The sequence below is a fragment of the Collinsella sp. i06-0019-1H4 genome (assembly GCF_042849575.1).
GTDB lineage: Bacteria > Actinomycetota > Coriobacteriia > Coriobacteriales > Coriobacteriaceae > Collinsella.
This window is the reverse complement of the sequence record NZ_BAABYB010000001.1, coordinates 1690532-1704518: the sequence shown is the minus strand read 5'-3', so window position 1 is coordinate 1704518 and position 13987 is coordinate 1690532. Positions and strand designations below refer to the sequence as shown.

The following is a 13987-nucleotide window of genomic DNA, read 5'->3' as shown; positions in this document are numbered from 1 at the left end:
TCGCCCGTTATGTGTTCATTTGCAATGCCATGGATGGCCCGGCGCTCTTTGGGCATAAGAAGGATCAAGTACATTGGCACATCAGCAAAGGAGAACATCATGGCGAAATTCTTTAAGGACTCCGATGGCAAGCTTGTTGCTGCCCTTGGCGACGACGTTGCGACCCCTGCCGGCTGCACGGAGTTGACGGCGAACACCGAGGACGCGGCGCACGAGAAGCATGTGCCCGTTGTCGAGATCGAGCGCGACGGCCACGTCATTCGCGCGCGCGTGGGCTCGACGGAGCACCCCATGCTGCCCGAGCACTACATCGAGTGGATCGCGCTTGAGGCCGAGGGCCGCCTGGAGGTCCATTACCTTGAGCCCGGCATGAAGCCCACGACGTTTTTCGCTGGCGGCTCCAAGACTGGTACCGTCTATGCCTACTGCAACCTGCATGGGCTGTGGTCCGCGACGTTCTAGGAGCGCGCCCCCGCTCGGGGTATCATAGCTAGCATATGCACATGCGAGCGCCGGCTGCATTATGCGGCCGGCGCTTTTACTACGGCAACGACGATTTACGACGGAAAGGCTGGGCCATGAAGCTCGCACTTGCACAGATCGATATGCGCCTGGGTGACATCGAGGGCATTTGCGGCCGCATCGAGGACCAGGCTCGCCTGGCTCATGAGCGCGGCGCGCGCGTGCTGTGCGTTCCGGCCCCGCTCTTTATGGGCGCCATGCCGGGCAGCCTGGTGGGCGCTGCCGATTTTGAGCACGATATGCTGACGGGCTTGACGGGCGTTGCCGAGCGCATCCAAGAGCTCGACATGATCTGCATCGTGCCCTCTGCGGTTTCGTTTGAGGGCCAGCCTCTGCTCGACTACATGATGCTTAAGGATGGTCGCGTGGTGCCCGCGCGCGCAAGCATCGCCCTGCAGCGTGGCGAGAGCAACGACGCGCGTTGGGCACCGCCGGTGTTTGACGTGGACGGCGTGCGCATCGCCGTGGTGTTTGACCTAGATCGCGAGCTCGAGATGCTGCCGACCGGCGTCGACCTCATCGCCTATTTCCAGTTCAACGCGTTTGACATGACCGACCGTGAGACTGCCGCCATTGCCGCCGTGCGCAGCGGTGCCTACCGCAAGATCGCGTCCAAGCGCAGTGTGTGGTTTGCCTGCATGGCGCCGGTCGGTGCCTATGACGAGTCGGTGTATACCGGCGGGTCGTTTGTGCTCGACGATTGCGGTCGCGTGGTGGCCCAGGCGCCGTGCTTTGAGGAGAGCCTGCTGGTTCAGGAGATTCAGCGCGGCGTGATGCTCGATGCCCTGGAGGACCATGAGCTGCCCCAGTTTCGCTCCGAGGAGTGGCTGTGGCAGGCGCTGGTGCTTGCCGTGCGCGACAATGCCCGCGCCCGCGGTGCGTCGCGTGCCGTGGTGGCGCTCGAGGGCGATCTGCCGTCGTCCCTATTGGCGGCGCTCGCCGTCGATGCCTTGGGTCCGCGTAATGTGATTGGCCTGGTGCTGGGGCGCAATCGCATCTTTACACCGGCGCAGGAGGAGGCCGAGGCCGCCCGCTGTTCTGCCGTGCGCTCAATTGCTGAGCGCTTGCACATTCGCACCGTCGAGCGCGATGCGCCGGATGCAGCGCGCGTGCTCGACCGCGACGTGTCGGCGGGCGATGCCGAACGCCTGCGTTCGCGTGCGCTGGGCCTGATGCTCGAGGATACGGCGCTCGAGCTGGGCGCCATGGCGCTGAGCCCGCTTTCCAAGACCGAGTACGCGCTGGCGGCGCCCGCGTTGTCCGGCGGCTACCAGGGCGACTTTGCGCCCTTTGGCGACGTGTATCTATCGACGCTCGAGTTTGTGGCGCGCGTGCGCAACCGCGCCTCGGCTGTGGTGCCCCAAGAGCTCGTGACGCTCAACGCGGTGGAGGATTGCATGGATCGCGTGCTGGCGCAAGCGCTCTCGACGCTTGACGGTCCGGTCGACATGCTCGACCGCGCGGCGCAGCTGCTTGGCGGGCTTGAGCCGGGCGAGGTCGATGGTGCGCTTGAGTCGCACGTAGACCGCAATCGACCTTTCGACGACATCCCGATGGCCGCCGGCAAGCCCGAGGCCTGCTCGCTGCTGTTGATACTCGTGCGCCAAGGTGAGGCTGCTCGTCACATGCTGCCGACGGTGCCGATCGTCTCGGCCCGTTCGTTTGCCGAGCGCGCTTGGCCGTACATGCTTGCGTGGTCCGATCTGGGGCTCAACGGCAAGGAGCGCATGACGGTTGATTCGCTGGCACGCGCTGAGGTGCGACGCTTTGCCGACGACGATACGAGTGACCGTATGCGCGGCGAGATGATGGGCTTATTAGGCGAGCTGTTGGGTATTTCGCCCGAGCAGATGGAAGAGCTGCGCTCCGAGGACGGTCAGCGTCGTCTGCATGAGGGCATGAAGCGGTTTGAGGGCGAGGTCCAGGACGCCATCGAAAAAATGATGGGCGGCCAGGGCGGACCGCAGGGTGGTCCGATGCCGCATCCGCCGGTAGACCCCCGACAGTTCCCATTCTTCTCGCAGAACTAAAAAGGTTACGCGGTTTTACCAAACCGCGTAACGAGTCGACGCTGCGCGCCCGCCAGAGCGGCAATCTGCCTTTCAATCGTCGGGCATGACCACCAGGTCAATGCCCTCCTCTTTCAAGGCACCTTGCTCGCTCTGGCGGGCGCTCGCTTGCGTATGCTCAACCTACAATTCGATCTCGGCTGACTTATAGGGCTAGCGTTGTGTTATTCTAGAACAGACGTTCGTGAACGATGCGCGGGGCCTTGCCTTGCGCTTGGAAAAAAGGCGAGGGGAGGTTGGCTTGGTCATTTTGGGTATCGACCCCGGTTTGGCCCATACGGGCTGGGGGATTATCGAGGAGCGACGTGGCGAGGTTCGCTGCCGTGCCTACGGTTGTATCGAGACCAGCGCGGGCAGCCCGCTCGCGGTGCGCCTGTCGCATATCGCCCACGACCTCAAGGGCGTCGTCGAACGCTACCGTCCCGATACCGCGGCTATCGAGAGCATCTACTTTGGCGCTAACGTCCGCTCGGCCATCCCCACGGCGCATGCCCGCGGTGCCGCGCTCGTGGCGCTTTCGGAATGCGCGCTCGAGATTGGCGAATACACGCCCATGCAGATTAAGCAGGCCGTGGTGGGCACGGGTGCCGCAGACAAGCGGCAGGTTGCCTACATGGTGCGCACGCTCACGCAGCTCGATCACGACCCTCACCCAGACCATGCCGCCGATGCCCTAGCTTGCGCCATCTGTCACGTTAACCTAAGCCGCACCCGGGCGCTTACCGGCGGCGAGTTCTATCAACAGAGAGGAACCGGATACTGATGATCTCCCAGCTCCATGGAACGCTTATCGAGGCCACGATGAGCTCGGCCGTCGTCGATGTGTCGGGCGTGGGCTTTGAGCTCGGTATTTCGGGCAGCACTGCCGCCACGCTGCCTACGCCCGGCGGTGAGGTTCGCCTCTATACCCGCATGCAGGTGCGCGAGGACGCCATGACGCTTTTTGGCTTTGCTTCCAAGGACGAGCGCACGATGTTCGATCGGCTCGTTTCTGTCTCGGGCGTCGGTCCACGCCTGGCGCTTGCCGTGCTTTCCACCTATACCGTGGGACAGCTGTATTCCCTGGTAATGGCCGAGGATGACAAGGGCATGGCCAAGGTGCCCGGTGTGGGCAAAAAGACCGCCCAACGCCTCATCTTGGAGCTCAAGAGTACCTTTGCCAAGGACAAGGGCTTTGTTCCGGTCGACGTAATTCCCGGTCAGGTTGCGATGCCGGTTCCCGCCGCCGCTCCCTCGGCGATCGATGACGCCCGCGCGGCGCTCCTTTCCATGGGCTTTAGCCCTCAGGAGACCGAGGTTGCCCTGAGCGGGTATGATGGGCAGGATATGCGTGTCGAGGATCTGCTCGGCGCGGCGCTTAAGCGACTCGGAATGGATGCGTGATGTGGGAAGCCGATGACTCTCAGGACCTGTGGGCGACGCCCGGCAACTCGCCGGCGGCATCCATGGCGCACGGTGAGCGCAGGGTGGGCTCGGAGCTGACGCCCGAAGACCTCGATGTCGACCGCACTTTGCGCCCCCAGCGCCTGGACGACTACTGCGGTCAGGAGCATATCAAGCAGAGCCTTCGCGTGCTGATCGAGGCGGCGCAGAGCCGTGGCGAGACGCTCGACCACGTGATCTTCTCGGGTCCTCCGGGCCTGGGCAAGACCACGCTGGCTACCGTTATCGCCAACGAGCTGGGCGCTCAGATCAAGACGACGAGTGGCCCGGCCATTGCGCGTACCGGCGACCTCGCGGCTATCCTGACTAACTTGCAGCCGGGTGACGTACTGTTTATCGACGAGATCCACCGACTCAACCGTTCGGTCGAGGAAGTTCTGTATCCCGCGATGGAGGACTTTGCGCTCGATATCGTTATCGGTAAGGGTCCGGCGGCGCGCTCGATTCGCCTGGATATCCCTAAGTTCACGCTGGTGGCGGCAACGACTCGCTCGGGCATGCTGACCGGCCCGCTGCGCGACCGCTTTGGCATTTCGTATCGCCTGGATTACTACACGGTCGAGGAGCTTGCCCAGATCGTGACCCGCTCGGCGACCATCTTGGGCGTGACGATAGACCATCCGAGTGCGCTCGAGATCGGCTCGCGTTCGCGTGGCACGCCGCGCCTGGCCAACCGTCTGCTCAAACGCGTGCGCGACTATGCGCAGGTGCGCGGCAACGGTCCTATTGAGCTTGATATTTGCCGTCAGGCACTCGAGTTCTTCGAGATTGATGAGCTTGGTCTGGACTGGATGGATATTCGCATCTTGGAGACGCTCGCCAAGACGTTCTCCGGCCGTGCCGTGGGCCTGACGACCCTTGCCAGCGCGGTGGGCGAGGACCCGGGTACGCTCGAGGATGTCTATGAGCCCTATCTGCTGCAGTGCGGCTTGATGGTTCGCACGCCCCAGGGCCGTCAGGCAACGCTTCGCACCTTTGAGCATTTGGGTATCGAGCCAGCCGTTTAGAGTCGGGTTTGTTTTGGCTAGTCTGTAGGCTATCGCTGAGCATTGGATAAACATATCGCCATTCATCGGTTACGGGTGTTTTACTATTGCGCGCCCGTGCTATGCTGAATTGGTCTTTTTCTCATCCGGTAACGAAAGGACCGCCCATGCCTACTGACATCGAAATCGCACGTTCCGTCACGCCGCTGCCCATTACCGAGGTGGCTAAGAACGCCGGCGTCGACGTAAAGCACCTGATTCCGTACGGCTTCGACAAGGCTAAGGTCGACTATTCGCTGCTCAACGAGCCGACCGATCACCAGGCCAAGCTCGTCCTCGTGACCGCCATCAACCCCACGCCCGCTGGCGAGGGCAAGACCACCACGACCATCGGTCTGGCCGATGGCCTGCGCCGTCGCGGTGTCAAGAGCGCTGTGGCCCTGCGCGAGCCCTCGCTCGGCCCCGTCTTTGGCGTCAAGGGCGGCGCCGCCGGCGGCGGTTGGGCCCAGGTCATCCCCATGGAAGACATCAACCTGCACTTTACCGGCGACTTCCACGCTATCGGTGCCGCCAATAACCTGCTGGCCGCCATGCTCGACAACCATATTCAGCAGGGCAACCAGCTCGGTATCGACGTCAAGCGCATCACCTGGAAGCGCGTCGTCGACATGAACGACCGCCAGCTGCGCCATGTTATCGACGGCATCGGCGGCAAGGCTCAGGGCGTGCCGCGCGAGGACGGCTTCGATATCACCGTTGCCTCCGAGGTCATGGCGATCCTGTGCTTATCCACGAGCATCAACGACCTCAAGGAGCGCCTGGGCGAGATTGTCGTCGGCTACAGCTATGCCGGCGAGCCCGTCCGCGCCCGCGACCTCAAGGCTCAGGGCGCCATGGCCGCGCTGCTTAAGGATGCGCTCAAGCCCAATTTGGTGCAGACGCTCGAGGGCACGCCCGCATTTGTCCACGGCGGTCCCTTCGCCAATATCGCCCACGGCTGCAACTCCATCATGGCCACGCGTATGGCCATGCGCTTTGGTGATGTCGCCATTACCGAGGCAGGCTTTGGCGCCGATCTGGGTGCCGAGAAGTTCCTCGACATCAAGTGTCGCATGACGGGCGTTCGTCCCAGCGCCGTCGTGATTGTCGCCACCGCCCGTGCGCTTAAGTACAACGGCGGTGTTGCCAAGGCCGACCTTAACGACGAGAACCTCGAGGCCCTCAAGGCCGGTATGCCCAACCTGCTGCGCCACGTCGACAACATTCAGAATGTCTACGGTCTGCCCTGCGTGGTCGCCATCAACCGCTTCCCGACGGACACTGAGGCCGAACTCGAGCTCATCGAGTCCGAGTGCCAGAAGCTCGGCGTTAACGTTAAGCTTTCCGAGGTCTGGGCCAAGGGCGGCGAGGGTGCGCTCGACCTGGCCGATGAGGTCATGCGCCTGATTGAGCAGCCGAGCGAGTTCAAGTTTGCCTACGAGGACGGCGCCGATGTTGCTGATGCCCTCGAGGCCGTCGCCACCAAGGTCTACCGCGCCGACGGCGTTGACTTTACGCCGGCTGCCAAGCGTCAGCTCGCCGAGCTGCGCGAGAACGGCTTTGGCAACCTGCCGGTGTGCGTCGCCAAGACCCAGTACAGCTTTAGCGACAACGCCAAGGCGCTGGGCGCCCCCGAGGGCTTCCGCATCACCGTGCGCGAGCTCAAGGTTTCCGCCGGTGCCCACTTTGTGGTCGCGCTGACTGGCAGCGTCCTGACCATGCCGGGCCTGCCCAAGGTCCCCGCGGCCGAGAACATCGACGTCGACAACGACGGCAACATCACCGGCCTGTTCTAAGCCTGCTGCTTATAGCCGCTTGCCCGCCCCGTCGTGCCCCAAGGCCCGGCGGGGCTTTTTGATCCTTAGGCACGCGCATGTCTTGTAGATACCGACGGCCTTTGCCCATCATAGGCTTTTGCGCGGGTAGAATGCATGGATAACTTGATGCTTACAGGCGACGGAAAGGAAACGTTGCATGGACCAGGACAAGACGACTGTGATGGGCGGATATGGCTCCGCACAGGCTGGCGGCAGCGCCGATGCGACCCGCGTTGTGTCGAACCCCGGCAATGCTGCCCCCGATGCGACGCAGGCGTCCGCCGAACCCACACGAGTTATGGGCTATAGCGATACACCGCGGGATCCGTTTGATTATGCACCGCAGGACCCGTATGGCAATGCAACGCCGGACCCGTATGGCAATGCGGCGGCAGGCGCTTATAATAACCTGCCGCAAAATCCCATTCCGCAGCCTCAGCAGACGACGTATATGCCGCGCACGGCACAGTCCCAGCCTCGTTATGAGTCGCGCGATCCGTATGCGCGCCAGCCTTATCGTGAGTACCCCAAGTCGATTCCGCAGTATGGTGAGGACGAGGAAGAGGCGCCGTCGCGTTCGTCGAGTGTGATCAAGAAGATCCTCATTGTGCTGGCGATCTTCTTTGCCCTCTCGATTGTGTTTGCCATCGTGTCGGGCATGCTCAACAAGCGGGGGAGCTCAACGGCCGATACCACTGCCGAGCAAACCGAGTCCGCCTCGTCTAGCACCGTCGATCTGAGCGATATCCCGGGGCAGTACTGGTCCAACGCCAAGAAGCTCCTCAAGTCGCGCGGCGCCGATCTTTCGAATGCTGTGATTCTGACTGACGACGGCTCGACGCCTGTTGTCGATGCCAACTGGGTCGTCACATCTGCCTACTACAACGCTGACGGCAACCTGGAGGTCCAGCTTACGCGCAAGGACGGCTCGTCGGGCAATGCGTCCGGCGATCAAGGCACCACGGACAGCTCGAGCTCCAACACGCTGGAGGACCTGAGCAATAAGGCGCAGGAATTGGGAGACAAGGCGCAAGAGCTGGGCGATACGGCACAAAACCTGGGCGATACCGCGCAGAACTTGGGAGACATGGCGACGGATGCCTGGAACGCCCTACAAAACGGCATTTCGGGCGCACAGGGAAGCTAGCGGCCGAGCGGCTAGAGCCTTAGCGGTGCAAACAAAAACGGGGCGCAGGATCGCGTGACCGGGCGCATAGGCGCGCTGGTCGGCGGTCCTGCGTCCCGTTTTGCTGTCGATTACAGCTGCTCTGCCGGACGCTCGGGCGAGCTAAAGCCGGAGTCAAACGTGACGACGCATGATGCATCGGGCCTGCGCTCGTGCACGATGCGCGTGACGAGCTCCAGCAGCTCCTCGTCGGATATGTCAAAGCCGTCGGGACGCACCAGGTCAAACGAAACAAAGCCGTCGTGCTCGTGCAAGTCGTGGATGGAAAGCGCGGGGTCGATCTGCGCTACGCCGCGCTTGACCCAGCCGCGCAAGTCATCGCCGGTTGTTGCAATGGGGTCGCAGTGCAACGTGATGGCGATGCCCATCTGGCGTTTGATATCGTGTTCGATGGTGTCCAGAATCTCGTGGTGCTCAAAGGCATCGCCCTCGCCGGGCATTTCCACGTGTGCACTGGCAAACTGGCGGCCGGGGCCGTAGTCGTGCACCATGAGGTCATGAGTGCCCAGGACCTGGGGGTACGACATGATCCTGTCGCGGATTTCCTGGACGAGTTTGGGGTCGGGCGCTTGTCCCAGCAGCGGGCTGATGGCGTCGCGCACCAGGCCCATGCCGCTGATGCAAATGAAGATGCCCACGCCCAGGCCCGCCCAGCCATCGAGGTCAAAGCCGGTCGTTTGCGAAATGAGCGCCGCCGCCAAGACCGAGCCCGAGGCGATGACATCGTTTTTGGAATCCTGCGCCGTGGCGATGAGCGTCTCCGAGTCGATGCGATTGCCCAGCGTGCGGTTGAACGCCGCCATCCAGAACTTGACGAGCATGGATGTAGCCAGTGCCGCAAGGGAAACGAGTGTGTAAGCGGTGGGGGAGGGCTTGATGATCTTGGTAACGGACTCGAGCACCAGGTTGATGCCGACGGCACAAACGAGGACGGCGACAACCAGACCGGCGAGGTATTCGTAGCGGCCGTGGCCATAGGGGTGGTCTTCGTCTGCCGGGCGGCTGGCAAGTCGGAATCCGAGCAGGCTCACGATGTTGCTCGACGCATCGGAGAGATTGTTGAAGGCGTCGGCGATGAGCGAGACGGAGCCGGCGAGTAGGCCCGCGATGCCCTTGGCCAGACACAGGGTAATGTTGAGGCCAATGCAAATGAGGCTTGCGGCAAAGCCCGCGTTGGTACGGCGAGTCGTATCGACCGGCTCGCCCTCGCTGCCGGGAACAAGCGTATGTACCAGCCGATTTACAAATAGCATGGCGATCGTCCTCACAATCATGGTTAAGGGGATAGTGTAGCTCGCATGGGCGCACCGTGCGCCGGTGCTCAGAAAATGCAGTAATGGTCTGCTGGAGCTAACGAGCGGCCCTTCTTGTCCGACCGGGTGCTCCATTTTGGGCCACATGGGTATGGGCATGTGCCTGCCTGCCCGACATACTTAATGTCGACAGCCCCTGCGCAAAGGAGGACGTTTCTATGGACGAGATGTTTGCCATTAAATGCCAAAACTGCGGCGGCCCTATGTACTCACACCAGGCTAAACGCAGCTTTGAGTGCGCCTATTGCGGCACGGTCGTTCCGTGGCAGGCCGATGCGGGGGAGCCCAAGAGCGCCCTGGGCATTCGCCATACGCCACTGACGGTTGTCGATGGACTGCTTAAGCTCACCCACGTGTCGCAGCTCGAGCGCCCGGAGGACCCGGACTGGTATTTCTTTAATTCACACTGGCGCAATCAGTCGGTTCTGGAGCATCTGCTGTGGGAGGACCGCGGCACGGCGCAGGAGTTCCAAGAAGCCACGCACGTGAGCATTCCCTGCCCCTTCTGTGGAGCGTCCTTTGAAGGCGAGTCCACTCAGCGCGTGCTTGAGTGCTCGTCCTGCGGAAATAAGATCGGCGTTGCCGACCTACTCAAGCCCGGTACCTTTAGCAAGCGTCTGACCATGGGCGTTGGTGCCGAGTACGTGCCTGAGCAGGGTATTCCTTGCGAGATAACGCCGCAGCAGGCACGTGCCAACGCGCTGCAGCTGGTGCGCCAGTATCCCGATGCCTTTGCCGGGCACGACGTGGAAGACGCGATTCAAAATGACATGTCGCTCTTCTACTTCCCCATGGCGCTCGCGGATTTGCGCATGATGGCGTCCTTCCCGGGCAAGGGGCTGAGCAAGGAGACCCTGGTGTACTACGAGGTGCTCGACTGGGCGTATCCGCGGGCAAACTACCTGGACGTTCGCCTTATGGGCATTTTGGAGCCGTGGGACTTTGCCAAGGTTGGGCCGTTCGATCCCGCTATGCAGGAAGGCGACTTCCGCGTTGTCTCCGTCGATGCGTCTACCAAGGACCAGGTGGTCATTGATAAGCTGGCGCTCGACATTGCCGGCAACGATGCCGAGGCGGTGCTGGGGCTCAATAAAAAGAGCATCCGCACCTGGGCGCGCAAGGCTCGCAAGCATAAGGACGGCCTGGTGATGGTGCCGGTCTACTTTGTCGATCGCCCGGCGACGGACAGCCGCGATGGCGAGCAGGTGCGCATTGCCGTAAACGGCCAGACGGGCCGCGCGGCCGCGGCGGTGTTTAGCGACAAGCGTGAGACGCATGTGGTGGCGCCGCTCAACCCGAGTCTGCATCTGTCCGGAGAAAGCACCGTGCACGCCACGCCCATCGAGGTCAAATACGTTAAATCGCCCTTCCTATACCAGATCGTGCGCCGTGGAGACGGCGAACAGCCGCGTCAGGTGGCAGCGGTTGCCGAGGGTTCCTACCGAGAAGAAAAGCCCAAACGTCGCGGCCTGCTGGGTGCGCTATTTGGTAAGTAGGGGAGTGGTGTCAGTTGGCGCTGCGATCCGATAGCTAGAGGAACGGGGCAGCTCGCAGGAGTGCGGACTGTCGTCTGATTGTTTGAGGGTGCCAGATGTAAATAATCGGTGGAGCGGCTGCAAAAGAGCCGTCTCGCTGGGTAGAATCAGGATGTGCCGCGGAACCCGCTCCTCAGCTAGTCACACTTCGGAAGCGCGGGCAACGCAGGTATTATCGTCTAAAGGGCCGGCTGCAACCGGCCCTTTTTATGACTCCCTTCGCTATCCGTTACTGCTTATATTCCCGCCAGATCGAGTAGAGGTTCCGGGCAATGCCGGTCACATACATCGAGAGGCGCAGGATTTCAAGAAACAAGTTCATAGGCTTCACCCCAATCGGAGATCGGAGCGTTGCCCGCAGGCGGATTCCGCGGCAGTCAAGATTTTACCTCACAGGCCGCGGTGGGAGACATCCTGCCCATTCCATGGTTTGGAACAGTGTCGATCTAACGGGCAATCAAACCCCTAGCACTCTTTGAATTGAGCAAGCATCTGCCCGAAGAAGCTGAGCCCGGATGGCTCATAAATGAGTGAGCCGCCATCTTCGGTTCGGTAGACCCCGCAGGGGAGGTAACGCCCGTCGGGGAGAACATAGAGGTTGGCTTCTTCCTTCAGTCCTGCTGGAAATAGCGGAATCCCGTTTTCGTCCACTTGGAACTCGTCTATATTTGCGATCTTTCTTTCCGTGGTGCCTCCTGGTCAGTTTCTATCGTAAGTGCGCCCTAAAACAAACACTGCTCTATCAGCTCTTTACCGCGCAAGGCGTCGGTCCACTCCTGCGGAATTGCGTCGATGCCGTATACCGTGCCGGCGAGGGCGCCGGCAACGGCTGCGGTGGTATCGGTGTCGTCGCCTAGGTTGACGGCGGCAAGCACGCAATCTTCGTAGCTGTTAGTGTTGACGAAGCACCAGGTGGCTGCCTTAAGCGTGTCGCGCACGAAGCCACCTGACTTGATCTCCTGCTCAGGCATGCCTTTCAGATGGAGTGCCCACGAGGGGAGCGCGTCGTTCATCACATTCCTCATCGGCTCAACAAATATGATGCATGCATCGGTTGATGTTCTGTGGGCGTGCGTGATTGCCGAGACCTCGCGGATCTCGTTGTCCGTCGCATCGGTGAACGCTAGGGGAGCGATGCGCATGAGCGATCCGTTGCCGTTGTCGCGCTCGCCGGAGCCTCCTTTGCCGGTGTGCAAAGCGCGGGCGGTCGTGCCGCCGTAATCGAAAACGCCGTCGATCGTATACTCGCCACGGGCAATCCAACTTACGAACTTGTCGCGCATGTCCGCGGTGTCGATGTGCCCAAGCTCCCTAATCGAGTCGCAGGTAGCAAGCGTCATGGACGTGTCATCGCTCCAGGTGCCGGCGGGCTGCCCATGCGTGCCGTAGCCGATCATGTCGGTGCATTCGAACGTGCCGCGGGGCCTGAACTCGTAGGGAACGCCCAGTGCGTCGCCGACGGCGAGCCCATAGATGCAGTCGCGCAGTGTTGTTTTCGGTCTGTCTGTCATGGAAAGCTCCTCTTATCCCAGGTGATGTGGAGCGCCATCGGTGGTGTCGGTCGCAACGTATTGCTATCCTTGTGCTTCGCCATTAGTCGCTTCGTTGATGGCGCGGTACTCGGCACTCAGCTCGCGCGCCAGCTCTTCCTTACTTGGAAGATACGGCAGGTATTTGGCGGCAAACACTTGGTCGTTGTCTTCGGGCAGCGTGTACTCGACAATCGAATCGCTTTTGTCCGCGCAGAGTACGATGCCTATGGGCGGATTGTCGCCTTCGTTCATGAGCTCGCGCGTGTAGTAGTTCACATACATTTGCATCTGGCCCAAGTCCTGGTGCGCAAGATCGTCCGTCTTAAGGTCGATAAGCACGAAGCAGCGCATCAGATAGTTGTAAAACACAAGGTCAATATAGAAATGGCGCCCATCAAAGGTGATGCGCTTTTGGCGCGCCTCGAAAGCGAAGCCACGGCCAAGCTCCAGTAGGAACTTCTGAAGATGTGTGATGAGCGCCTGCTCTGGATCGCTCTCGCGAAACGCAGTATCGTCCGAGAAACCTAAAAATTCCAGTACATATGGGTCGCGGATGATATCCTCGGGGCGACGAGCCGGGGCGCTCTTCTGGATTTCTTGGGCGGCGGCCTCCTTGTCCTTGCTGGCAAGCAGGCGCTCGCGGAACATGGTGTTGATCTGGCGCTCGAGCTGACGCGTGCTCCAGCGAGAGTCAGCGCATTCGTTCATGTACCAGGCGCGAGCTTCGGGGTCGGGAATGCGCATCAGCCTGCGGTAATGAGTCCAGCTCAATTCGCTACGCAGTGCGTCGCGAATTGGAAACGCAAGAAAGAACTGACGCATATTGCGAAGGTTTGCGATGCCAAAGCCTCTTCCGAAATCCGCTGTAAGCCTTCTGGAGAGGCCCGCAATCAATGCCTCTCCATATGCTGCGCGCTCCTCTCCACCCTGTTCATCAACAATACTCTTGCCGATTTCCCAATATGCCTCAACCATCGCAAAGTTAACGGCGGTATAGGCCTTGTCGCGAGCGGCGTTGAGAATCGAGGAAACCTGCTTGTAAAAACCTTCGGGCACGATTGCCGATTCTCCACGGTTTACCAGTTCGCCCATCACTGTCGCCCCACTTTCCTCTTGTGGAATGCATCTTTATCGCATTTAGTTTAAAGCCTCGCGCGGACACGAATTGCTGTGCTGTCTGACATCTTCGCATGGGGCCTTGAGGTGGTTAAAATGTGGCCATAGAGACAGTTTTAACGAACCCCATGGGGGTGACGCGCATGGACAACAACACCTTGCTGTTCCAGGACAAAGGTTCGGGCGGGTTTAAAGACGTCAGGATCTACCCCAACCGCATCGAGGTGCTCAAGAAGGGCACTTTCGGCGGCAAGCATATCGAGATTGTCTACCTTAAGGACATCACGGGCGTTAACAGGATCAAGGGTCGCGACGTTTTCCTGCGCAATCGACTGTTAACCGCTTGCGTCTTTAGTCTGAGCAGTCGTGCGAAGGCCCAGGAGTTTGTTAACGCGCTGAACATGGTGATGTAGCCCATGGCGGCGTTCG

At 61.0% G+C, this 13987-nt stretch carries 12 protein-coding genes; 9 read left to right on the top strand and 3 right to left on the bottom strand.

Annotated elements, in window-relative coordinates; all coding sequences use genetic code 11:
* The first annotated feature begins 99 nt into the window (after positions 1 to 99).
* The 7 genes from ACGHEN_RS07535 to ACGHEN_RS07505 all read left to right on the top strand — a co-directional run bounded on the left by ACGHEN_RS07535 (position 100) and on the right by ACGHEN_RS07505 (position 8023).
* Positions 100 to 462 carry a desulfoferrodoxin family protein gene (locus tag ACGHEN_RS07535; protein WP_225093766.1) on the top strand — a complete coding sequence of 121 codons (363 nt, stop codon included), beginning with the start codon at positions 100 to 102 and terminating at the stop codon, positions 460 to 462.
* Between the two features lie 116 nt (positions 463 to 578).
* Positions 579 to 2552: a hypothetical protein gene (locus tag ACGHEN_RS07530; protein WP_390398575.1), complete on the top strand. Its 1974-nt coding sequence runs from the start codon at positions 579 to 581 to the stop codon at positions 2550 to 2552.
* A gap of 280 nt (positions 2553 to 2832) precedes the next feature.
* A complete protein-coding gene (gene ruvC, locus ACGHEN_RS07525) occupies positions 2833 to 3354 on the top strand; it encodes a crossover junction endodeoxyribonuclease RuvC (RefSeq protein ID WP_117639774.1) in 522 nt (173 codons plus the stop codon).
* Positions 3354 to 3974, top strand: a complete 621-nt coding sequence (gene ruvA, locus ACGHEN_RS07520) for a Holliday junction branch migration protein RuvA (RefSeq protein WP_225093764.1) — start codon at positions 3354 to 3356, stop codon at positions 3972 to 3974. Before ruvC ends, ruvA begins: the two co-directional genes overlap by 1 nt.
* Positions 3974 to 5041 carry a Holliday junction branch migration DNA helicase RuvB gene (gene ruvB, locus ACGHEN_RS07515; RefSeq protein WP_390398572.1) on the top strand — a complete coding sequence of 356 codons (1068 nt, stop codon included), beginning with the start codon at positions 3974 to 3976 and terminating at the stop codon, positions 5039 to 5041. The genes ruvA and ruvB overlap by 1 nt, the downstream gene beginning before the upstream one ends.
* A 146-nt stretch (positions 5042 to 5187) precedes the next feature.
* Complete coding sequence (locus ACGHEN_RS07510; RefSeq protein WP_346963872.1) at positions 5188 to 6855, top strand: formate--tetrahydrofolate ligase; 1668 nt, start codon at positions 5188 to 5190, stop codon at positions 6853 to 6855.
* A 178-nt stretch (positions 6856 to 7033) separates the two neighbouring features.
* Positions 7034 to 8023 (top strand): hypothetical protein, encoded by a 990-nt coding sequence (locus ACGHEN_RS07505; protein WP_390398569.1) that lies wholly within the window; start codon positions 7034 to 7036, stop codon positions 8021 to 8023.
* Between the two features lie 110 nt (positions 8024 to 8133).
* Here ACGHEN_RS07505 and ACGHEN_RS07500 read toward each other — a convergent pair whose 3' ends face one another.
* A complete protein-coding gene (locus ACGHEN_RS07500) occupies positions 8134 to 9315 on the bottom strand; it encodes a cation diffusion facilitator family transporter (protein WP_271728960.1) in 1182 nt (393 codons plus the stop codon).
* Between the two features lie 218 nt (positions 9316 to 9533).
* Between ACGHEN_RS07500 and ACGHEN_RS07495 the strand changes: the two genes are divergently transcribed.
* Positions 9534 to 10871 (top strand): hypothetical protein, encoded by a 1338-nt coding sequence (locus ACGHEN_RS07495; protein WP_390398566.1) that lies wholly within the window; start codon positions 9534 to 9536, stop codon positions 10869 to 10871.
* 761 nt (positions 10872 to 11632) lie between these two features.
* On the opposite strand, the gene ACGHEN_RS07490 is transcribed toward ACGHEN_RS07495, so the two are convergent.
* Together ACGHEN_RS07490 and ACGHEN_RS07485 are read right to left on the bottom strand one after the other, a co-directional pair.
* Positions 11633 to 12421 carry an ADP-ribosylglycohydrolase family protein gene (locus ACGHEN_RS07490; protein WP_390398563.1) on the bottom strand — a complete coding sequence of 263 codons (789 nt, stop codon included), beginning with the start codon at positions 12419 to 12421 and terminating at the stop codon, positions 11633 to 11635.
* Positions 12422 to 12484: 63 nt separating this feature from the next.
* On the bottom strand, positions 12485 to 13534 hold the full coding sequence (locus ACGHEN_RS07485) for a YhcG family protein (protein WP_390398561.1): 1050 nt from the start codon (positions 13532 to 13534) through the stop codon (positions 12485 to 12487).
* Between the two features lie 167 nt (positions 13535 to 13701).
* Between ACGHEN_RS07485 and ACGHEN_RS07480 the strand changes: the two genes are divergently transcribed.
* Positions 13702 to 13971 (top strand): hypothetical protein, encoded by a 270-nt coding sequence (locus ACGHEN_RS07480; protein ID WP_390398558.1) that lies wholly within the window; start codon positions 13702 to 13704, stop codon positions 13969 to 13971.
* Positions 13972 to 13987: the final 16 nt, after the last annotated feature.